Raw genomic sequence first — 20,646 nt, 5'->3', positions numbered from 1 at the left:
ACCCCATACGGTAGAAGGGTGACCGACACCGTGACCGTCACCGGCGGCTGGAACGAGCTGCTGGGGCCGAGGTATCTGAGGACCTCCATCCTGCTGGCCGGCGGGGTGGCGCTGTATGCCACCAACGAGTTCTTGACCACCAGCTTGTTGCCCAACACGATCGCCGAAATCGGCGGCAGCCGGCTCTACGCCTGGGTGACGACCCTGTACCTCGTCGGGTCCGTGGTGGCGGCGGCGATGGTCAATCCGATGCTGCTGCGGGCCGGGGCGCGGTCGTCTTACCTGACCGGACTTGCCGTATTCGGTGTCTCGAGCCTGGTTTGCGCGGCGGCGCCGAACATGCAGGTTTTGATAGCTGGGCGTGCCCTGCAGGGCGTCGCCGGCGGACTGCTGGCCGGCCTTGGTTACGCGGTCATCAATTCCGCGCTGCCGCGCACGCTGTGGACCCGCGGGTCGGCGCTGGTGTCGGCGATGTGGGGCGTGGCCACGGTGGTCGGCCCGACGACGGGTGGCCTGTTCGCCCAGCTCGGCCTGTGGCGATGGGCCTTCGTGGCGATGGCGGTGCTGACCGGCTTGATGGCGACGCTGGTGCCCGTCGCGCTGATCCGCGTCGCGCCCACCGCCACCGCGCTGCCGATGAAGGTGCCGGTGCGCTCGCTGCTGCTGATCGGAGCCGCCGCGCTCGCGGTCAGCGTCGCCCAGATTCCGCGCAACACGCTGGCGACGTTTGCGCTGCTCGCCGCCGGCATCGCGCTGGTGGGCCTGTTCGTGCTCGTGGACTGGCGCATGCACACGGCGATCCTGCCGCCCAGCGTGTTCGGCCCCGGCCCGCTGAAGTGGATCTATCTGACCATGGGCGCGCTGATGGGCGCCGCGATGGTGAACACCTACGTACCGCTGTTCGGCCAGCGGCTGGCGCATCTGACCCCGATCGCGGCCGGGTTCCTGGGCGCCGCGCTGGCGCTCGGCTGGACGGTCAGCGAGATCCTCAGCGCGTCGCTGGAGAGCCCCCGCACGATCGGCCGGGTGATCGTGGCGGCGCCGATCGTCGCCGCCTCGGGGCTGGCCCTGGCCGCCGTCGCGCGGCGCGGCGACACCTCACCCTGGACGGCCGCGCTGTGGGCGGTGGCGCTGCTGGTCGCGGGCACCGGGATCGGGATGGCCTGGCCGCATCTGTCGGCGCGCGCGATGGCGTCGGTCGACGACCCCGCCGAAGGAAGCGCCGCCTCGGCGGCGATCAACACCGTCCAGCTGATCTCCGCAGCGATCGCGGCCGGGCTGGCCGGGGTGGTGGTCAACACCGCCAAGGGCGGCGACGGCATGGCGGCGCACTGGCTGTTCACGGTGTTCACCGCCCTGAGCGCCGCCGGTGTCGCGGTGTCCTACGGCGCGACCCGCGGCGTGCGCGAGACGCAGCCGGTCGGCTGACCCGCGCCCCGCTCAGTCGGGGTAGTCGTCGGTTCGCAACACCGCCACCACCCCGTCGACGTCACCGAACACCTCTTGCGCGTTCGCGATCTGCGCGCCCGACAGCGTCATCGTCACCCGCACCTCGCCGTCGTCGATGTCGTGCGTGTCGGCGTCCAGCTCGGTGAGCTGCCAGTTCCGCTGCCCGCAGATCCGCAGCACCTCGCGCAGCATGCCCCGGCCGTTCTGGTAGATGATCTGCACCCGGACCGTACCGCGCAGCTGTGCCGTCAGCCGGCCTTCGACCGCCTTGAAGACCAGCGCGCTGACGAAATGCAGGGCCACCACCGCGATGGCGAGCAGCAGCAATCCGGCGCCCACGGCCATGCCGACGGCGGCCGATTCCCACACCGCAGCCGCGGTGGTGAGCCCGTGCACCGCACCGCGCCTGGTGATGATGATGCCGGCGCCCAAAAAGCCGATGCCGGAGACGATTTGGGCCGCGACCCGGGACGGGTCCAGCGCGATCGTGCCGGCCGAGAGCACGTCGGCGAAGCCGTACTTGCTCACCAGCATGATCAGCGCCGACGAGGTTCCCACGATCGTCTGGGTCCGCAGTCCGGCGCTTTTGCCCTGGATGGTGCGTTCCAGGCCGATGAGCGTGGTCAAACCGAACGCGACGAACAGTTCGACGAGATGTCGGACGCCTTGCACGTTGCCGCCCAACAGCGGTGCGGCCAGCCAGCTCTGCATACCGGTCAACTACCCAACAAATGGCGGTTCACGCCGTCGGCAATGCCGCAAATCAGCGCGTGGACTTCACCACCTGCGAGTAATGAAACTGCCAACGTTCGACAATGCGGAACCCGAGATAACTCGGGAATCGATAAGCCGGGGCGCGCCCGAAAGCGGGGCCGGGCGGCAATGACGGTCCGGATTGATGGTCGGGCAGTGAGGTTTCTTTATTGGTAATGGTCCAGATTGCGGGGCATTTGTTGATTTTTGCGGTCGTCAGCCACACCGCGACGTGACCGTCCCACAGGGACCCCACCTTGGGCCCGTACGTCCCGCGCTCGACGTCGATCAGCGACCGGAAGGCCGCCGGCCGGGTGGCCAGCAGGGCGCGGATCGGTCCGGGCCGCCACGGCACGGTGTTGTCCACCATCAGGCAGTCACCCGGGGCGGCGTGGGAGCCGATCAGGTCGGCCACCTGGCTGTAGTCCCAGCCCTCCTTGGCGTACGGCCAGCGCTGGATGAACAGGTAGTTCGGCACCGCGGCAAGCGCGCAGGCCAGCACCACGCCGGCGATGGGCCATGGCCTGCGGGCGAGCGTCACGACGCAGACGGCCAGGATGACGGCCATCGCGGGTGCGGTGAAGATCAGGTAGCGCGGATAGTAGATCGGCTCGCTGACGGCCGAGTAGATCACCACGAGCGCGGTGGGGATGACGAGCCACGCCGCGCAGACGATCAGCAACCGGCGCACGTCGCCGGCCGGGGGGTGAACGCCGGCCAGCCGGGCCCCGACCGCCGCCACGATGAGGACGGCGGCGCAGATGGCGAATGGAACGCTGTGGTCGAAATACTGGCGCAGGATGATGTCGAACGCGTAGTGCCAGCTGACCGGGTAAATCCAATTCACCTGCCACACCTGGCCATGCGCGAACACCAAGAACGGCGTCATCGCCGCGACGGCGACGGTAGAGCTGATCGCCCACCGAATGACGGGCGATTTCCGCGCCTTCGCCGGTGCCAGCAGCGGCACCATTACGGCATAAACCGGCACCAGCAGCACCATGTTCAGATTCAGCAGAATCGACAGCATCAGCGCAAGCGCATAGCAAACCCACACGCGCGTTCCGTTGCGCCGGACGGCGGCGACGAGCAATACGGTGAGCCAGATCGCCGCGGCGGCCGCGAAGGCGTACGGCCGCGCCTCGATTCCCGCCCAGGTGGTACGCGGCAGGACGGCGAACAGGACACCCGCGCACACCGCGACCGGCCGTGTCGAGAACTGCCTGGTGAACACCGTGACGCCCGCGGCGGCGGCGCCGATCGCCAGGGCGCTGGGCGCCCGCGACCAGAATTCGGTCGGCGGAAACAGCGCGAACCACCCGTGCATCAGCAGGTAATACAGCCCGTGCACGGCGTCAATGTGGCTCAGCAGCCGCCACAGCTCCGCCAACGTGCGGCTCGCCGCGGCCGATATGGTCGCGCCCTCGTCGAACCACAACGAGGGCCGGCAGGCCCAGGCGCCGCTGACAACGGTCGCGAACGCGGCGATCGCCCACGGATCGAGCAACCTGCCGGCCGGACGCGCGGGCGCGGGTTCCTCGACACGGTCCGCGACGCGCTGCTCGACGGTGGGCATGGACATGATGCTTGTCACTGTAAAGCTGAATCGCGCAGCCGCGTCACAAATCGCCGGCGGCCAATTCGCCCCCGGCGTCCCCATTCCGCGAAAACCGGCGTTATGCAACGCTTTCCGCCCCGGGCCCGCGCATTTGAATGTTTTGTCACCGGCGATATTGTCCGTTGGCTCGGCGATGTCCCGCAAATTGTGGACACGCCGCGCCACGCGGTGTCGCTAATCTGTTCCCTCTGCCACGGGCAAACGCGATACTGTCTTGGGTTGGCTGACCAACCGAAACTGGGAGGGTAAATGGGCGCCTATCAGACTGTGGTGGTGGGAACCGACGGCTCGGACTCGTCAATGCGCGCGGTAGACAGGGCGGCGCAGATCGCCGGGCCGGACGCCAAGCTGATCGTCGCCTCGGCGTACCTGCCCCAGCATGAGGACACCCGGGCCGCGGACGCACTGCGCGACGAGAGCTACAAGGTGTCCGGCACCGCGCCGATTTACGCGATCCTGCAAGACGCCAAGGAGCGTGCGCACAAGGCCGGGGCCAAGAACGTCGAGGAGCGCCCGATCGAAGGCGCTCCGGTGGACGCGCTGGTCAAGCTGGCCGAGGACGAGAAGGCCGACCTGCTGGTCGTCGGAAACGTCGGCCTCAGCACGATCGCCGGCCGGCTGCTCGGCTCGGTGCCGGCCAACGTCTCACGACGCGCCAAGGTCGACGTCCTGATCGTGCACACCACGTCCTAGGGAAACCGATGGTGGCGACCCGCGTCGCCCGGCCACGCCGCGCTCGCGATCGCCACGGCTCGATGGTGGCGACCCGCGTCGCCCGGCCACGCCGCGCTCGCGATCGCCACGGCGGAGGGACCGGGGCCTCACCAGCCCCGCTCGCGCCATTCGCCCAGGTGGGGGCGTTCGGCGCCGAGCACTGTGTCGTCCCCGTGGCCCGGGTAGATGACGGTGGAGTCGTCGTACACGCCGAACACCCGGGTGGTGACGTCGTCGAGTAGCTGGGCGAAATCGCCCGGCTGCCAGGTTTTTCCGACGCCGCCCGGGAACAGGCAGTCGCCGGTAAACAGCTGGGTGACCCCGCCCGTCGCCGGCCCGTCGAGGGCGAGCGCGATCGAGCCTGGCGTGTGTCCGCGCAGGTGGATCACGTCGAACCGCAGCTCGCCGATGTCCACGGTGTCACCCTGGGCCAGCAAACGGTCCGGCTTGACCGGCAGGGCCTGGGCGTCGATCTCGTTGGCGGCGGTCGGTGCCCCGGTGGCCGCGGCCACGGCTTCCAGCGCCTGCCAGTGGTCGAAGTGCTGATGGCTGGTCACGATCAGCGACAGCCTGGGTGCGTTTCCCCGGATCAGACCGATCAGGGTGTCCGCGTCGTTGGCGGCATCGATCAGCAAGGTCTCTCCGGTCGCGGAACACGTCACCAGATACGCATTGTTGTCCACAGGGCCCACCGAAGCCTTTAGGATCGTGGCGCCGGGTAGGGTCCGGCGCGCCGCGGTACCGGGGTCGACGTGTCCGGTGTAGTTGTCGCTTACCTCATCGGGGGCGGTCATAGCGGCCACGTTACTGGTCAAACGTTGCTTGTCGGTATGGGCACCTAGCATGGAATGCGCCGTGCGCATCAACGGCTGCAGCACCTAAAAGATCCATTGAGAGAGGGCAGCGTGGCTGACCGCCTGATCGTCAAGGGCGCCCGCGAACACAACCTGCGGGGCGTCGACCTCGACCTGCCGCGCGACGCGCTGATCGTCTTCACCGGGCTGTCGGGATCGGGCAAGTCGTCGCTGGCGTTCGACACGATTTTCGCCGAGGGGCAGCGCCGGTACGTGGAGTCGCTGTCGGCCTACGCGCGCCAGTTCCTGGGCCAGATGGACAAGCCGGACGTCGACTTCATCGAGGGCCTGTCGCCGGCGGTGTCCATCGACCAGAAGTCGACCAACCGCAACCCGCGCTCGACCGTCGGGACCATCACCGAGGTGTACGACTACCTGCGGCTGCTCTACGCGCGCGCCGGCACGCCGCACTGCCCGGTCTGCGGCGAGCGGATCGCCCGTCAGACGCCCCAGCAAATCGTCGACCAGGTGCTGGCGATGCCGGAAGGCACCCGGTTCCTGGTGCTCGCCCCCGTGGTGCGGACCCGCAAGGGGGAGTTCGCGGACCTGTTCGAGAAGCTGAACGCGCAGGGCTATAGCCGGGTCCGCGTCGACGGCGTGGTGCACCCGCTCACCGATCCGCCAAAGCTGAAGAAGCAGGAGAAGCACGACATCGAGGTGGTGGTGGACCGCCTGACCGTCAAGGCCAGCGCCAAGCAGCGGCTCACCGATTCGGTGGAGACCGCGCTGAACCTGGCCGACGGCATCGTGGTGCTGGAGTTCGTCGACCACGAGCATGACGCGCACAACCGGGAGCAGCGGTTCTCCGAGAAGCTGGCCTGCCCCAACGGGCACGCGCTGGCGGTCGACGACCTGGAGCCGCGGTCGTTCTCGTTCAACTCGCCCTACGGCGCGTGCCCCGAGTGCACCGGCCTGGGCATCCGCAAGGAGGTCGACCCCGACCTCGTGGTGCCCGATCCGGAGCGCACGCTGGCCGAGGGCGCGGTGGCGCCGTGGTCGACCGGCCACACCGCGGAGTACTTCACCCGGATGATGGCCGGGCTCGGCGACGAGCTGGGCTTCGACGTCGACACGCCCTGGCGCAAGCTGCCGGCCAAAGCGCGCAAGGCGATCCTCGAGGGCTCCGACCACCAGGTGCATGTGCGCTACCGCAACCGCTACGGCCGAACCCGTTCGTACTACGCCGATTTCGAGGGCGTGCTGGCGTTCCTGCAGCGCAAGATGGCGCAGACCGAATCGGAGCAGATGAAGGAGCGCTACGAGGGCTTCATGCGCGACGTGCCGTGCCCCGAGTGTGAGGGCACCCGGCTCAAGCCGGAGATCCTGGCGGTGACGCTGTCCGCGGGGGACCGGGGCGCCAAGTCCATCGCCGAGGTCTCCGAGCTGTCGATCTCGGACTGCGCGGACTTTCTGAACGCGCTCACCCTGGGCACCCGCGAGCAGGCGATCGCCGGACAGGTGCTCAAGGAGATCCAGTCGCGGCTCGGCTTCCTGCTCGACGTGGGGCTGGATTACCTGTCGCTGTCGCGCGCGGCGGCGACGCTGTCCGGAGGTGAGGCCCAACGCATCCGGCTGGCCACCCAGATCGGGTCCGGCCTGGTGGGCGTGCTGTACGTGCTCGATGAGCCGTCGATCGGTCTGCATCAGCGGGATAACCGCCGGCTCATCGAAACCCTCACGCGACTAAGGGATTTGGGCAACACGCTGATAGTCGTCGAACACGACGAGGACACCATCGCGCACGCGGACTGGATCGTCGACATCGGCCCACGGGCCGGTGAGCACGGCGGCCAGATTGTGCACAGCGGGACCTACAGCGAGCTGCTGGCCAACAAGGACTCGATCACCGGTGCCTTCCTGTCGGGCAAGGAATCCATTGCGATGCCGGCGATCCGGCGTCCGGTCGACCGCAAGCGACAGCTCACCGTCGTCGGCGCCCGCGAGCACAACCTGCGCGGCATCGACGTCTCGTTCCCGCTGGGCGTACTCACCTCGGTGACCGGGGTGTCCGGCTCCGGCAAGTCGACCCTGGTCAACGACATCCTGGCCACGGTGCTGGCCAACCGGCTCAACGGTGCCCGGCTGGTCCCGGGGCGGCACACCCGGGTGACGGGTCTGGACCACCTGGACAAGCTGGTGCGGGTCGACCAATCGCCGATCGGTCGCACGCCGCGGTCCAACCCGGCCACCTATACCGGAGTGTTCGACAAGATCCGCACCCTGTTCGCGGCCACCACCGAGGCGAAAGTCCGTGGCTACCAACCGGGCCGGTTCTCGTTCAACGTCAAGGGTGGCCGCTGCGAGGCGTGCACGGGCGACGGCACCATCAAGATCGAGATGAATTTCCTGCCCGACGTTTACGTGCCCTGCGAGGTCTGCCACGGCGCGCGCTACAACCGCGAAACCCTGGAAGTGCACTACAAGGGCAAGACGATCTCCGAAGTGCTGGACATGTCGATCGAGGAGGCGGCGGAGTTCTTCGAGCCGATCACCGGCATTCACCGCTACCTGCGCACGCTCGTCGACGTCGGCCTGGGTTACGTCCGGCTGGGCCAGCCGGCCCCCACCCTGTCGGGAGGTGAGGCCCAGCGCGTCAAGCTGGCCGCAGAGCTGCAGAAGCGTTCGACGGGGCGGACCGTCTACATCCTCGACGAGCCCACCACCGGGCTGCACTTCGACGACATCCGCAAGCTGCTCACCGTGATCAACGGGCTGGTGGACAAGGGCAACACGGTCATCGTCATCGAACACAACCTGGACGTCATCAAGACGTCGGACTGGATCGTCGACATGGGGCCCGAGGGCGGGGCCGAGGGCGGAACCGTGGTGGCCGAGGGCACTCCGGAGGACATCGCCGCGGTGCCCGAGAGCTACACCGGGAAGTTCCTCGCCGAGGTCATCGGCCGCGCCGCCCCGCCGCCGCGGTCGAGTCGGCGTCGCAAAGTCACCGCCTGAGCCGATCAGCCCGCGGCGGCGCCGGCTTTCGACAGCGGCGACGGGAAGCGGGGGTTGATGCGCACGCCGTCCAGCCACGCGGTGAGCTCGTCGGCGCGGCGCTGGAGGGCGCGCCGCCCGTCGCGGCCGGGCTCCTCGAGGAGCTGCAGCCGGACGCGCGCGCCGTCGTCTTGATACCAGCCGCCCATTACGCGTCCGTTCCACCACGCGGTGGGTCCGGCGTTGCCGCTGCGGTCGAACACCTCATCGCGATGGTCACCGAGGTACCACTCGCGCTGAAACCAGCCCATGGTGGTGGCGTCCAGCCCGGGCAGCAGGGCGCACCACGGGGCCGCCTCGGGCTCGGGATCGAGGTCGTCGGGCAACGCCCAGCCGGTGCCGCCGGGGCTGCCCTGCAACTCGACTTCCACCGCCCCGATATCGCTCAGGGCGTTCCGGGCCACGGTCAGCGTGCTGCCGAGCCACCACTTGATGTCGGCTACGGTGGCGGGCCCGAAGGTCGCCAGCCAACGGCGGACCAGGTCGGCCTGCGCGGCGTGCCGGGGTGGGGCCTGGACGGGCTGGCCGAGCCAGTCGCCGGTCCTGGCCCAGCGCGGCCGCGACGTGGTCCAAGCCCCATCATTCGGCCCGCGCACGATTTCGGCTCGTGCCGAGAGCACCGTCAGCACCCGCGGGGCGAGCGGAACCTGGCCGCCCCAGCGCTTTCCGGGAGCCGGGTCGTAGGTCCCGGCCAGCTCGGGCAGCGCGGCCCGCAGCTCGGTGCTGCTGGCCGGCCCGCTGTCAGCGAGATGGCGCAATACCGCCGAACAGGCGCGGTCAAGCCAGCGCTCGCCGTCGGCGGCCACACCGGCCTTGCGCACGTCGGCGGCCAGCCGGCGCCGCTCGTTCTCGGCGACCCGCTCGCTGGACGCCGACTGAATCATGGGCAGGTCGTCGCGGCCGACCAGCCACAGCGTCCGCCGCATCGCAAGCTGCCTGACCGCGGCGCGTTCCCGGTACAGCTGCAGCTCGAGGTCGGCGGTCAGGAAGCCGGGGGAGCGCGCCCACAGCGACAGATACGGCGTCGCGGGGTCGGTCGCATGCAGCCCCACCAGCCCGGCGATCACCCGCGTCAGCGGTGGTGGGTCGCTTGCCGAAAGGAAATGCCTGCGCGCCAGGCGGTTACGCCGCTCGTCGACGGTGAATCTGCGCACCTCAACGCTCGTCGGAGCGCATCGACTCCCGGATCTGCCTCAACCGCTCGGCGGCCGCGCGTTCGCGCTCCTCGAACTGTTCCTCGACCGACCGGCCCTCCGCGGACTCGGCGTCGAGCTCCGCGGCGCCCTGCGCCGTCGCGTACCGACCTTCGATCTTCTCGCGGACCGATTCGAAGGTCGGCACACCGGCGGTGTCATACCCGGGATCGGGTGGGGTTGGTTCCTCAGGCATGGCCACGCTCCCGTTCCAGATACCGCACCATCTGTTGCCAGTACACCAGTGTGAGCGCCATCTGCACCGCGATCGCGACCGCCGCCGACAGCGCCCGACGCCGGCCGGCGGCGGCGACGGCACACAGCGCGGCCACCGACGTCAGCGCGCCGATCACCAGGGCAGCGTCCCGGGGGCGACGGCTGATCCACAACTCCTCGCCCAGCATCGCCCGGGTCGACCAGGCCCGCTCGTGCGCCGGCCTGCCGAACACGAACGGGTTGACGGCCAGCCACAACGCAATCCACGCCGCATGGCGCCAGCGCCGTGTCCACGGCGGGATCAGGATCAGCGGGGTGCTGGCCCAACGGGTCCAGGCGCTCAACGGGTTGCAGTGCCGCGCGAAGATCGCACGCCGTACCCGCGCACCGGACGGCACCGGGCGGCGCCGGGCAGCGCGGGCGGGCGAGCGCCGGGCAACGGCGTCCGGGGAATTCCCGGCGTGCCCAATCGCCCTGCCAGCCACGGCAGCGCGGCGGCGAACGCCCGGTCCGCGAACGGCCAATCGTGCTTGCCGGGCTGGGGCAGCACCGCGCAGTCGATCCCGTTGGCCCGCCCGAGCGCGCACAGCGAATAGGCGGCCGCCGTCTGGTTGCCGGGGTCGGCGGCGGCCTCCCGGCCGGCGAGACGGATCGCGCCGATATCGGTGCCGGGCAGGTCGCGGCGCGTCGCCGGCGGCCCTTCGGAGGAGATTGCGAACCAGCCGGCTACGTCGGTGTACGGACCGTGCCGGCTGATCACCGTCGTCGGGTCGAACGCCGCCCACGCGTCGGCGTTGCCGCCGAAGAGCCGGGCGATGGTCTGCGCCTTGTTCCCGGCGTTCGGGAAGAAGTCGCCTGCGACGTCGACGAACGCGCTGAACATGTCGGGGTGCATGACGGTCAGGTCCACGGCGCAGGTTCCGCCCATCGACCAGCCGGCGGCGCCCCACCGGGTGCGCTCGCGGCTGACGCCGAACTTGGAAACCATATACGGGACAACGTCTTTGGTCAGGTGGTCGGCGGCGTTGCCGCGGACGCCGTTGACGCATTCGGTGTCGTTGTTGAAGGCGCCGCCGGAGTCGACGAACACCAGGACCGGCGCCTTGCCGTCATGGGCGGCCGCAAAGTCGTCGATCGTCTTCACGGCGTTGCCGGCGCGCGTCCAGTCGGCGGGCGTGTTGAACTGGCCCCCGATCATCATGACCGTCGGCAACACCGGCGGCGGGCTGCTGGTGAACCATTCCGGCGGCAGATAGACCAGCTCGCCACGGTGCTTGAAATGGGATGCGTCGGAAGGGATCACGACCGGAACCACGCTGCCGTGCGGTGGTCGCGCCCGTTTGGCGACCATGGCGGTGACGGTGGCCGGGTCGGTCTGATCGGGCAGCGGGCCGGAGGTGAGCTGGTTCCACGCCGCCTGCACGGTGGGGAAGTAGCCCACCCACAGGTTGAGCACCAGGGCGGCGCACAGCGCGCACAACGGGATGGCCAGCAGCCCGGCTCCGCGCCGCCAGCGGCGGGCGCCGCGCCACCCCAGGATCAGGACCGCGACGGCCGTGCCGGTCAACGTGATCCACAGCCACAGCGTGGCCGGCGCGGGCTCGTCGGACATGCCGCGGTCCACGATGTACCAGTGCGTCAGGTAGGCGACGGCGGCACCGGCCAGCGCAGCCGCCGGCAACCACACCGTCCGCCACCGCCGCGACCGCCAGCCGACGGCCAGCGCCAGCACGACCGCGGTCACCGCCTGGATCGTGGTGGGCAGCCAGCCGTGCATCAGCGACGTGTGACTACTTGCCAGCAACTGCGCCGTGGCGCTGGTCGTCGACGCGGTCACGGCATTCATTGTGATGCATTGTTAACCGGCCTGGAACATATTCACCGAATGTTCGCCCCGGCCGCGCCGGGCGTCCCCGGGCCGGCTAGTGGGGCTTGGCCAGCGGGAATGGCAGGGTCTCTCGGATGCTGCGGCCGGTTATGAGCATGACGAGCCGATCGATGCCCATGCCCAGCCCGCCGGTGGGCGGCATCGCGTACTCCATGGCCTGTAGGAAGTCCTCGTCGAGCTCCATCGCCTCGGGGTCGCCGCCGGCGGCCAGCAGCGACTGCGCTTGCAGGCGCCGCCGTTGCTCCACCGGATCCGTCAGCTCGCTGTAGGCCGTCCCCAGCTCGACGCCCCACGCCACCAGGTCCCACCGCTCGGCGACGCCGCGCCGGCTGCGGTGCGGTCGGGTCAGCGGCGAAACGGACGTGGGGAAGTCGATGTAGAAGGTCGGTTTCTCGGTCCGGTCCTCGACCAGGTGCTCGTACAGTTCCAGCACCACGGCACCGGCGTCCCACTGCGCCCGATACGGAATGTGGGCGGCGTCGGCGAACTTGCGCAACACGGGCACGGGGGTGTCGGGATCGATGTGCTCCCCGAGCGCTTCGGAGACCGCGTCGTGCACGGTCTTCACCGGCCAGTCGCCGGAGATGTCGACCGGGTGGAGGTGGCCGTCGTCGGTTCGGGGCCGCAGCACCATCTGCTCGCCGTGGGCGGCCTGCGCGGCGTTTTGGATGAGCTCGCGGGCGCCGTCGATCCAGACCTTGTAGTCGGCGTGCGCCTGGTAGGCCTCCAGCAGCGTGAACTCCGGGTTGTGGCTGAAGTCGACGCCCTCGTTGCGGAAGGCCCGGCCCAGCTCGAACACCCGCTCCACGCCCCCGACGCACAACCGTTTGAGGTACAGCTCCGGAGCGATGCGCAGGAACAGGTCCATGTCGTAGGTGTTGATGTGGGTGACGAACGGCCGGGCGGTCGCGCCGCCGTGGATCTGCTGCAGGATCGGCGTCTCGACCTCGATGAAGCCCTTGGCGAACAGCGTTTCCCGGACGGAGCGCAGGACGCTGCTGCGGGCCGTGAGCAGCTCGCGGGACTCCGGATTGACCGCCAGGTCGACGTAGCGGGTCCGCACCCGCGCCTCCGGGTCGGTCAGCCCCTTCCACTTGTTCGGCAGCGGCCGCAGGCACTTGCCGATCATCCGCCAGTCGCCCACGATCAGCGAGCGGGTGCCGTTCTTGGAAAAGCCCATGTGCCCGGACATCTCGACGAGGTCACCCAGGTCGATGGCTGCGGTGAAATCCGCGGTGCGCCCCTGCTCCAGGCGTGAATTGTCAAGCAGCACCTGCAGTTCGCCCGACCAGTCCCGCAGCTGCGCGAACAACACCCCGCCGTAATCGCGGATCCGCAGGATCCGGCCCGACACCGAGATGGTCTCCTGGTCGTCGGCCTCCAGCGCCCGGGCGATGGTGTGGCTGGGCGGCGACCCCACCGGATAGGCGTCAATGCCCTTGCGCCGCAGTATTTTCAGCTTGGCCAGGCGCACCCGCACCTGTTCGGGTAGGCGGGCCCTCGACTCTTCCAACTCCGCGTCGTCGCGTTGCTGCTGCAACTCGCTCACATCCGGCGCCGAGCCGTCGTGATGCAGCAGGCCCGACTCCACCAGCCTGGGCGGCACGGCGGGGTGATGGCCGGTGTGCACCCGATCGCGCCGGGTGAACGGCAGCACCAGGAAACCCTCCGCGATCACCGAGGCGACGCCGACCCGGGGGATCAGGCGCGCGTCCTCGTAGCAGGCGTAACGCGGAACCCATTCGGGTTGGTACTTCATGTTCGAGCGGTACAGCGTCTCCAGCTGCCACCACCGCGAGAAGAACAGCAGCAGCCCACGCCACAACCGGGCGATCGGTCCGGCGCCGAGTTGGGCGCCCTGCTCGAACGCCGAGCGGAACATCGCGAAGTTCAGCGAAATACGGCTGATGCCAAGGGTTTCCGCGGTCAGGGCGAGCTCGCTGACCATGAGCTCGATGGTGCCGTTGGGTGATTGCGGGGAGCGGCGCATCAAATCCAGGGAGACGCCGGTGGTTCCCCACGGGACCAGCGACAGCATCGCCACGACGGCGCCGTCGCGGTCCATCGCCTCGACCAGCAGGCAATCCCCGTCCGCGGGATCGCCGAGCCGGCCCAGGGCCATGGAGAAGCCGCGTTCGGTCTGGGTGTCGCGCCAGGCGTCCGCGCGGGTGATGGTCTCGGCCATCTCCTCGGCCGAGATGTCACGGTGCCGCCGGATGCGCACCGTCAGCCCGGCCCGGCGGGCCCGGGTCACGGCCTGGCGCACACCGCGCATGTCGGGGCCGGAAAGCCGGAAGTCCGCGGTGCGCAGGATCGCCTCGTCGCCCAGCTCGAGCGCGTTCAGCCCGGCCTCCCGATAGACCCTTGCCCCCTGCGTGCTGGCCCCCATGACGCCCGGCGCCCAGCCATAGGTCTGGCACAGCCCCAGCCAGGCGTCGATGGCCTGCGGCCACGCCCGGGGGTCGCCGATCGGGTCGCCGCTGGCCAGGCACACCCCGACCTCGACGCGGTAGGTGATGGCGGCACGGCCGCTCTGCGCGAACACCACCGACTTGTCGCGGCGCGTCGCGAAGTAGCCGAGCGAGTCGTGCTTGCCGTACAGCTCGAGGAGCCCGCGGATGGCCGACTCGTCCTCACCCGTCAGCGCGTTCTCGGCGCGCTGGGACTGGAACAGCACGATGGTCGCCAGGATCAGCGCCAGCGCGCCGAACAGGCCGAAGATCGCGTTGAGGAACACGTGCGGCCTGCCGGTGAACAGGTCCGGATCGGCCAGGGCGAATCCGACCACCCGGTTGGCCACGTAGGGGAGGCGGTCCTGGCGGGCCAGCGTTCCGGGCCACAACTCGACCAGGCCCCACGAGATCAGGATTCCGACCACATCCCCGGCGACCAGCACCGCGGCGGCCTTGACCAGCGCGCCTTTGCGGACCTTGGCCCAGAACTCCCGGTACGCCAACACCAGCAGCACGATCGCGACGATGTGCACCGAGAACCCGAGGTTCTCCCCGAAGGTCTCGGCCGCGGTGTTGTCGCCCGCGGCGATGTCGGCGACGTTCAGGCCGGCGGCCAGGATCATCTGGCCGAGCAACACCAACCAGGCGACGCGTTTGCGGGCGGTCAACGCCGCGGCCAGCAACGCGAGCACGAACGACCACGCGATGCTGGTGTCGGGGAAGTTGAACAGATAGTTGTTGATGAACTCGCGTGGGACCTTGATCAGCCACCGGATGGCGGGGGACACGCTCGCCAGCAGCGACACCGTCGCGATGACGCCCACGATCCACCCGGCCGCCGCCGGTACCCAGCGATACCGGGATTGCGACCGGCCGCGGGGTCCCGAACGGGACCCCGAACGAGAGGAAGCGAGTGTCACAGACCGCGAGGATATGCCCTCAGTCCGTGAAAAGCTTGGCGAAGCGCTAAGAGCGGCCGGCAATAATTCGCCCGGTGGCGGACGTGCGTCGGCGCCCGCCGAACGAGGCCGGGGGCGAAGTACGAAAAGCGGCCTCGTGGCTGCTAAACTGGCGTCCACGACCATCCCGGCGAAGGCCAGGAACAGTTAAGTGGAGTCCCACTCCCACCGCGGGCCACGAATTTTTCAAGGCTTTGCGGTCCGGTCACAGACATCGCGCATGTCTGTTCCGCGAGCGACGCGGGCGGCTTGACCAATGGCAGGCCGTGATCGGTCGGCATTGGGCCCTGCTACGTGCGGGGCTTTTCTGCTGGTGGTGTGGTGTTTCCGCCGCTGCATTCCGACTCGGACCCAGGCTCTGGCCGTGATGGCACGACACGTATAAGCCCAACAAGGGAGGCCCCATCAGCACTGAGACCCGCGTCAACGAGCGCATCCGCGTACCTGAAGTCAGATTGATCGGCCCCGGGGGAGAGCAGGTAGGCATAGTGCGCATCGAAGACGCACTGCGCGTCGCTGCGGACGCCGATCTCGACCTTGTCGAAGTCGCCCCCAATGCCAGGCCCCCGGTCTGCAAGATCATGGACTACGGCAAGTTCAAATACGAGGCGGCGCAAAAGGCGCGCGAATCCCGCCGGAACCAGCAGCAGACCGTCGTCAAAGAGCAGAAGCTGCGACCGAAGATCGACGATCACGATTACGAGACCAAAAAGGGTCACGTGATCCGCTTCCTGGAGGCGGGTTCGAAGGTGAAGGTCACCATCATGTTCCGCGGACGTGAGCAGTCACGGCCCGAACTGGGCTACCGCCTGCTGCAGCGGCTGGGCGCCGACGTCGCCGAATACGGCTTCGTCGAAACGTCCGCCAAACAGGATGGCCGCAACATGACGATGGTGCTGGCCCCGCACCGCGGCGCGAAGACCCGCGCCAGGGCTAGGCACCCCGAGGGACCCGGGGAGGGCGCGGCATCGGACGCCGATGCGGGCGCCGACACCCCTTCACCCAACTGACCTGAGACTGACTAGCGAGAAGTAGAGGAAACATGCCCAAGGCCAAGACCCACAGCGGGGCTTCGAAGCGGTTCCGGCGCACCGGAACCGGCAAGATCCTTCGCGAGAAAGCGAACCGTCGGCACCTGTTCGAGCACAAGCCGTCCACCCGGACCCGTCGTCTGGAAGGCCGCACGACCGTGGCGGCCAACGACACCAAGCGGGTTAACAAGCTGCTGAACGGCTGACCTTCAACAAGCCGAGCGCCGGCGCCGCTGCCGGCACCCGACCATTACTTAGAGAGTAGGAACCCCCATGGCACGCGTGAAGCGGGCGGTCAACGCCCACAAGAAGAGGCGCAGCATTCTCAAGGCCTCGAAGGGCTATCGCGGCCAGCGCTCGCGGCTCTACCGCAAAGCCAAAGAGCAGCAGCTGCATTCGCTGAACTACGCCTACCGCGACCGCCGCGCGCGCAAGGGCGAGTTCCGGAAACTGTGGATCTCGCGGATCAACGCGGCGGCTCGCGCCAACGACATCACCTACAACCGGCTGATCCAGGGGCTGAAGGCCGCGGGCGTCGAGGTGGACCGCAAGAACCTCGCCGACATCGCGATCACCGATCCCGCGGCGTTCACGGCGCTGGTCGACGTCGCCCGGGCCGCGCTGCCCGAGGACGTCAACGCCCCGTCGGATTCCGGAGAGGCCGCCTAGCCCCTGCTGACCGAACGTTCGGCCCGGGTCGCCGCGGCGGTCAAACTGCATCGCCACGTCGGCCGCCGCCGCGCGGGGCGGTTCCTCGCTGAAGGCCCCAACCTGGTCGAGGCGGCCGCCGCCCGCGGCCTCGTGCGCGACGTCTTCGTCACCGAAGCCGCCGGGCAGCGGTATGCGTCGTTGCTCGGCGCGCAGCAAGCGCAGGTCCATCTGGTCAGTGAGCGGGCCGCAAAGGCGCTGTCCGACACCGTCACCCCCGCCGGGCTGGTGGCGGTCTGCGAGATGCCGGCGACGCGGCTGGCGGACGTCCTGGCCGGTGCGCCGCGGCTGATCGCCGTCGCCGTCGAGATCGGCGAGCCGGGCAACGCGGGCACGCTCATTCGCATCGCCGACGCCATGGGCGCCCAAGGCGTCATCCTCGGCGGCCACAGCGTCGACCCGTACAACGGCAAGTGCCTGCGCGCCTCGACGGGCAGCATCTTCTCCATCCCGGTGGTCGCCGCGCCGGACACAGTCGCCGCGCTGCGAGCCGTGCGCGATGCCGGACTGCAGGTGCTGGCCACGACGGTGGACGGCGAGACGCGCCTCGACGAGGCCGCCGACCTGCTCGCCAGGCCGACGGCATGGTTGTTCGGGCCCGAATCACAGGGACTGCCAAGCGAAATCGCGGCGGCGGCGGACCACCGCATGCGCATCCCGATGTCCGGCGGTGCGGAGAGCCTGAACGTTGCGTCGGCCGCGGCGATCTGCCTCTACCAGAGCGCTCAGGCGCTGGGCGTGTTCACGCGGCCCTGACGCGCGCCCGGGCGGGCCGCAGACCCGCCAGTGACAGCGTTCCGTGCACCAGCGAGCCGGCACGCTCCATCAGCGCCTTGGCCGGGTCGAGGGGCGAGCGAAGAGCCGGGCGGGAATGGGGAGGGAAGTAGTGCATCGGCAACCCGCGCCGGTCGCGGGGCGGCCCCATGAACGTCGGCGCCTCGACCAACGGCGCGTCGCTGGGCAGCCGGCCCTCGGCGCGGCGGTAGGCGGCCAGCGCGCGCGGGTGCAGCCGGATCTCGTCGGGAACCGCCAGGAAGGCCAGCTCGACGAGCTTGCCGAATAGGCGCAGCAACACCTCGTCGCCCGGCGTCCAGCGCATGCCCGCCTTCTCGCGGACCGCGGGCTCGAACAGGCCCGCGGCGATCCAGCGCTGGCCGGCCACCAGGGGCCTGAACATCTGGTCCCAGATCGGCGTGGGCATCAGCACGAACTTGGGTTTGGGGATCCGGATCCGGAAGATGTCCAGGGTCGCCTGGTTGATCTCCAGTTGGTCGCGGCAGACGCGGTCCCAATACTCCTGGAACTCCTCCCAGGAGCCGGGCACCGGCCGCATGCTCATCCCGTACATTCGGTACCACCGCACGTGCTCGTCGAAGAGCTGGCGCTTCTCGGCCTCCGTCAGGCCCCCGCAGAAGTATTCGGCCACCTTGATCACCAGCATGAAGAAGGTGGCGTGCGCCCAGTAGAACGTTTCGGGGTTCAGCGCGTGGTACCGGCGCCCGGTCGCGTCGACGCCCTTGATGGTGTGGTGGTAGCTCGTGATCTGGCGCCCGGTCGCCGCGGCCCGGTCACCGTCGTAGACGACGCCCATGATCGGGTACACCGAGCGGGCCACCCGCTGCAGAGGCTCGCGCAACAGGATCGAATGCTCCTCGACGCCCGCTCCCAGCTCCGGATACATGTTCTGGATCGCGCCGATCCAGACGCCCATCATTCCCGTGCGCAGGTCGCCAAAATACTTCCAGGTCAGGGAATCTGGCCCGAGCGGATCGTCGGATTTGGCTGGAATGGCAGTCATCTCGGCCTCCTGCGCTCACGATAACTTTGACAACGTACGTTGTCTACGATTTCGGCCGTGCGCCCCCGCGGGTGTTATCGAGCGTGAACAGCCACGTGGCGCCTCCGTGATCAGGCGATACGTTGCGAGCTGTGACACAAAGCGCACGGCCTTCATTGCCCGCCTGCGGCGGGAGGAAATAACCTGGCCGGGTGGAAGTCGCGCGTCGCGATTCGGATTCGGGCGAGCCCGGGGCGCCGACGGTGACGCCATCCGAGCCGCCGCGGCGTTCCCCGGTCTCGGTGCACAACGCGACACAGTGGCTGCACAGCCGAAATCACAGCCCCGGCGCCGTGGCCTTCATCCGCCGGGCGCGGCGGCTGCTACCCGGCGACCCGGAATTCGGCGACCCGCTGTCCACGGCCGGCGACGGTGGCCCCCGCGCCGCCGCCCGCGCGGCCGACCGGTTGCTCGGGGATCGCGACGCGGTGTCGCGGGAGGTCAGCCTCGGGGTGTTGCAGCTGTGGCAGGCGCTGACCGAGTCGGTTGCCCGTCGGCCGGCGAATCCCGAAGTGACGCTGGTCTTCACGGACCTGGTCGGGTTCTCGTCGTGGTCCCTGCAGGCGGGGGACGAGGCGGCGCTCACGCTGCTGCGCCAGGTGGCCCGGGCCGTCGAGCCGCCGCTGCTGGACGCCGGGGGCCACATCGTCAAGCGGATGGGCGACGGCCTGATGGCCGTCTTCGGCGATCCGACGGTCGCGGTGCGCGCCGTCCTGGCCGCCAAGGAGGCGCTGAAGTCGGTCGAGGTGGCCGGTTACACCCCGCGGATGCGGGCCGGCATCCACACCGGTCGGCCCCAGCGGCTGGCGGCGGACTGGCTCGGTGTCGACGTGAACATCGCCGCGCGGGTGATGGAACGCGCCACCAAGGGCGGGGTCATGGTGTCGGGTTCGACACTCGACCTGATCGCCCAAAGCGAACTGGACGCGATGGGTGTTGTCGCCAAACGCGCACGTAAACCCGTGTTTGCGGGCAAGACCACGGGCGTTCCGGCCGACTTGGCGATATATCGTCTGAGGACTCATAGGGAGTTGACAGCGCCGGATCACAGCGCCGAAACAAACTAGCCGACATAATGGAGGCAATGTTTGGGGGCATCCTTGCCCGGCTCGCCCGGGTCCAGTTCACGTTGGGTTACGTGGCGATGCTGCTTGCCGTCAGCTGCGCCATCCTGGTGCTCGGCCCGCACGCCCACGACGTGCTGGTCGAGCGCGCCAGCACCAACCTGCACAACCTGGCCCACGGCCACGTGGGCACCCTGTTGGGCAGCGCGCTGGTCGTCGACGCCGGTCCGCTCTACTTCTGGCTGCCCTTCCTGACCTGCCTGCTAGCGCTCGGCGAGCTGCACCTGCGCACCATCAGGCTGATCGTGGCGTTCCTCGTCGGGCACATCGGCGCGACGCTGCTGGTGGCGGCCGCCCTGGCCGCGGCGGTCGAGTTCGAGTGGATGCCGGTGTCGATCACCCGGGCCAGCGACGTCGGCATGAGCTACGGCGCCCTGGCGGTGCTCGGAGCGATGACGGCGGTGATTCCCCAGCGCTGGCGGCCCGCCTGGGTCGGCTGGTGGGTGGCGGCCGGCATCGCCTCGGCGATCATCGGCGGCGATTTCACCGACGCCGGTCACACCGTCGCGGTGGTCCTGGGCGTGTTGGTGTCCGCCCGGTTCCGCCAGCCCATCCATTGGACGCCGGTGCGCATCCTGATGCTGGCCGCCTCCGCGGGCTTCGGATTCCTGCTGCTGGCCCACCACTGGGGGACCATGGCCGGCGCGCCCGCGTTCGGCCTCCTGGGCGCGTTGGCGGCGCACAAGCTCGTGCAGTTCCTCAACGGGCGCACCGGGCGCACGGCGCTGGACGACGCCGCCCTGGCCGGTGCGCAGCCGGTCGCGGCGGGCTAGACGCCGGGCCGCCTCACCCCGAAGCGCCCGCCGGGCAGCACCAACCGCATCACTATGATCGGCACTTGCCGCTGGGCAACTT

The 20,646-nt window shown here is 69.3% G+C and carries 18 protein-coding genes; 9 read left to right on the top strand and 9 right to left on the bottom strand.

Annotated features, from left to right (window positions below; all coding sequences use genetic code 11):
- Positions 1-18: 18 nt before the first annotated feature.
- Complete coding sequence (locus C1737_RS07350; protein WP_102417603.1) at positions 19-1,428, top strand: MFS transporter; 1,410 nt, start codon at positions 19-21, stop codon at positions 1,426-1,428.
- Positions 1,429-1,440: 12 nt separating this feature from the next.
- On the opposite strand, the gene C1737_RS07345 is transcribed toward C1737_RS07350, so the two are convergent.
- Both C1737_RS07345 and C1737_RS07340 read right to left on the bottom strand, forming a co-directional pair.
- Positions 1,441-2,160: an MgtC/SapB family protein gene (locus tag C1737_RS07345; RefSeq protein WP_068091954.1), complete on the bottom strand. Its 720-nt coding sequence runs from the start codon at positions 2,158-2,160 to the stop codon at positions 1,441-1,443.
- Positions 2,161-2,212: 52 nt separating this feature from the next.
- Complete coding sequence (locus C1737_RS07340) at positions 2,213-3,784, bottom strand: glycosyltransferase family 39 protein (protein ID WP_102417602.1); 1,572 nt, start codon at positions 3,782-3,784, stop codon at positions 2,213-2,215.
- A 285-nt stretch (positions 3,785-4,069) separates the two neighbouring features.
- Between C1737_RS07340 and C1737_RS07330 the strand changes: the two genes are divergently transcribed.
- A complete protein-coding gene (locus tag C1737_RS07330) occupies positions 4,070-4,513 on the top strand; it encodes a universal stress protein (RefSeq protein ID WP_067917084.1) in 444 nt (147 codons plus the stop codon).
- A 128-nt stretch (positions 4,514-4,641) separates the two neighbouring features.
- Here the strand turns inward: C1737_RS07330 and C1737_RS07325 are convergent, their stop codons facing one another.
- Positions 4,642-5,328 carry an MBL fold metallo-hydrolase gene (locus C1737_RS07325; RefSeq protein WP_067917082.1) on the bottom strand — a complete coding sequence of 229 codons (687 nt, stop codon included), beginning with the start codon at positions 5,326-5,328 and terminating at the stop codon, positions 4,642-4,644.
- A gap of 111 nt (positions 5,329-5,439) precedes the next feature.
- On the opposite strand from C1737_RS07325, the gene uvrA reads away from it, so the two are divergent.
- The gene (gene uvrA / locus C1737_RS07320; RefSeq protein ID WP_102417601.1) at positions 5,440-8,343 is read left to right on the top strand and encodes an excinuclease ABC subunit UvrA; all 2,904 of its coding nucleotides are present in this window, start codon (positions 5,440-5,442) and stop codon (positions 8,341-8,343) included.
- A 5-nt stretch (positions 8,344-8,348) separates the two neighbouring features.
- Here the strand turns inward: uvrA and C1737_RS07315 are convergent, their stop codons facing one another.
- The 5 genes from C1737_RS07315 to lysX form a co-directional block, all read right to left on the bottom strand.
- On the bottom strand, positions 8,349-9,536 hold the full coding sequence (locus C1737_RS07315; protein ID WP_102417600.1) for a winged helix DNA-binding domain-containing protein: 1,188 nt from the start codon (positions 9,534-9,536) through the stop codon (positions 8,349-8,351).
- A gap of 1 nt (position 9,537) precedes the next feature.
- A complete protein-coding gene (locus C1737_RS07310; RefSeq protein WP_102417820.1) occupies positions 9,538-9,771 on the bottom strand; it encodes a hypothetical protein in 234 nt (77 codons plus the stop codon).
- On the bottom strand, positions 9,764-10,135 hold the full coding sequence (locus tag C1737_RS07305) for a hypothetical protein (RefSeq protein ID WP_369807507.1): 372 nt from the start codon (positions 10,133-10,135) through the stop codon (positions 9,764-9,766). Before C1737_RS07305 ends, C1737_RS07310 begins: the two co-directional genes overlap by 8 nt.
- Positions 10,132-11,637, bottom strand: coding sequence for an alpha/beta hydrolase family protein (locus tag C1737_RS07300; protein WP_233214678.1), 1,506 nt, complete (start codon positions 11,635-11,637; stop codon positions 10,132-10,134). The genes C1737_RS07305 and C1737_RS07300 overlap by 4 nt, the downstream gene beginning before the upstream one ends.
- Before the next feature lie 76 nt (positions 11,638-11,713).
- Entirely contained in the window at positions 11,714-15,067 is a 3,354-nt protein-coding gene (lysX, locus tag C1737_RS07295) for a bifunctional lysylphosphatidylglycerol synthetase/lysine--tRNA ligase LysX (RefSeq protein ID WP_369807519.1), read from the bottom strand.
- Between the two features lie 428 nt (positions 15,068-15,495).
- Here lysX and infC point away from each other — a divergent pair, with 428 nt between their 5' ends.
- The 4 genes from infC to C1737_RS07275 all read left to right on the top strand — a co-directional run bounded on the left by infC (position 15,496) and on the right by C1737_RS07275 (position 17,586).
- Entirely contained in the window at positions 15,496-16,101 is a 606-nt protein-coding gene (gene infC, locus C1737_RS07290) for a translation initiation factor IF-3 (protein ID WP_082972717.1), read from the top strand.
- A gap of 32 nt (positions 16,102-16,133) precedes the next feature.
- Positions 16,134-16,328: a 50S ribosomal protein L35 gene (rpmI, locus tag C1737_RS07285; RefSeq protein WP_068051530.1), complete on the top strand. Its 195-nt coding sequence runs from the start codon at positions 16,134-16,136 to the stop codon at positions 16,326-16,328.
- 67 nt (positions 16,329-16,395) lie between these two features.
- A complete protein-coding gene (gene rplT, locus C1737_RS07280) occupies positions 16,396-16,791 on the top strand; it encodes a 50S ribosomal protein L20 (RefSeq protein WP_046184507.1) in 396 nt (131 codons plus the stop codon).
- Positions 16,792-16,794: 3 nt separating this feature from the next.
- A complete protein-coding gene (locus C1737_RS07275) occupies positions 16,795-17,586 on the top strand; it encodes an RNA methyltransferase (protein WP_102417598.1) in 792 nt (263 codons plus the stop codon).
- Here C1737_RS07275 and C1737_RS07270 read toward each other — a convergent pair.
- Positions 17,573-18,628 (bottom strand): oxygenase MpaB family protein, encoded by a 1,056-nt coding sequence (locus tag C1737_RS07270; protein WP_102417597.1) that lies wholly within the window; start codon positions 18,626-18,628, stop codon positions 17,573-17,575. The two genes, C1737_RS07275 and C1737_RS07270, sit on opposite strands and share 14 nt — an antisense overlap.
- 191 nt (positions 18,629-18,819) lie before the next feature.
- On the opposite strand from C1737_RS07270, the gene C1737_RS07265 reads away from it, so the two are divergent.
- Together C1737_RS07265 and C1737_RS07260 are read left to right on the top strand one after the other, a co-directional pair.
- Positions 18,820-19,734 carry an adenylate/guanylate cyclase domain-containing protein gene (locus C1737_RS07265; RefSeq protein WP_067917067.1) on the top strand — a complete coding sequence of 305 codons (915 nt, stop codon included), beginning with the start codon at positions 18,820-18,822 and terminating at the stop codon, positions 19,732-19,734.
- A gap of 17 nt (positions 19,735-19,751) precedes the next feature.
- Entirely contained in the window at positions 19,752-20,564 is an 813-nt protein-coding gene (locus C1737_RS07260; RefSeq protein WP_102417819.1) for a rhomboid-like protein, read from the top strand.
- Positions 20,565-20,646: the final 82 nt, after the last annotated feature.

The sequence above is a fragment of the Mycobacterium sp. 4858 genome, from assembly GCF_900240975.1.
Lineage (GTDB): Bacteria > Actinomycetota > Actinomycetes > Mycobacteriales > Mycobacteriaceae > Mycobacterium.
The sequence above is the reverse complement of the archived record's forward strand: the minus strand, read 5'-3'. Positions and strand labels throughout refer to the sequence as shown.

Excerpts from the sequence above, each read along its gene's own strand:
- C1737_RS07345 (WP_068091954.1), bottom strand. The coding sequence starts at position 2,160 with ATGCAGAGCTGGCTGGCCGCACCGCTGTTGGGCGGCAACGTGCAAGGC.
- C1737_RS07310 (WP_102417820.1), bottom strand. The coding sequence starts at position 9,771 with ATGCCTGAGGAACCAACCCCACCCGATCCCGGGTATGACACCGCCGGT.
- C1737_RS07325 (WP_067917082.1), bottom strand. The coding sequence starts at position 5,328 with ATGACCGCCCCCGATGAGGTAAGCGACAACTACACCGGACACGTCGAC.
- rplT (WP_046184507.1), top strand. The coding sequence starts at position 16,396 with ATGGCACGCGTGAAGCGGGCGGTCAACGCCCACAAGAAGAGGCGCAGC.
- C1737_RS07270 (WP_102417597.1), bottom strand. The coding sequence starts at position 18,628 with ATGACTGCCATTCCAGCCAAATCCGACGATCCGCTCGGGCCAGATTCC.
- C1737_RS07340 (WP_102417602.1), bottom strand. The coding sequence starts at position 3,784 with ATGTCCATGCCCACCGTCGAGCAGCGCGTCGCGGACCGTGTCGAGGAA.
- C1737_RS07260 (WP_102417819.1), top strand. The coding sequence starts at position 19,752 with ATGTTTGGGGGCATCCTTGCCCGGCTCGCCCGGGTCCAGTTCACGTTG.
- C1737_RS07300 (WP_233214678.1), bottom strand. The coding sequence starts at position 11,637 with ATGAATGCCGTGACCGCGTCGACGACCAGCGCCACGGCGCAGTTGCTG.
- C1737_RS07330 (WP_067917084.1), top strand. The coding sequence starts at position 4,070 with ATGGGCGCCTATCAGACTGTGGTGGTGGGAACCGACGGCTCGGACTCG.
- rpmI (WP_068051530.1), top strand. The coding sequence starts at position 16,134 with ATGCCCAAGGCCAAGACCCACAGCGGGGCTTCGAAGCGGTTCCGGCGC.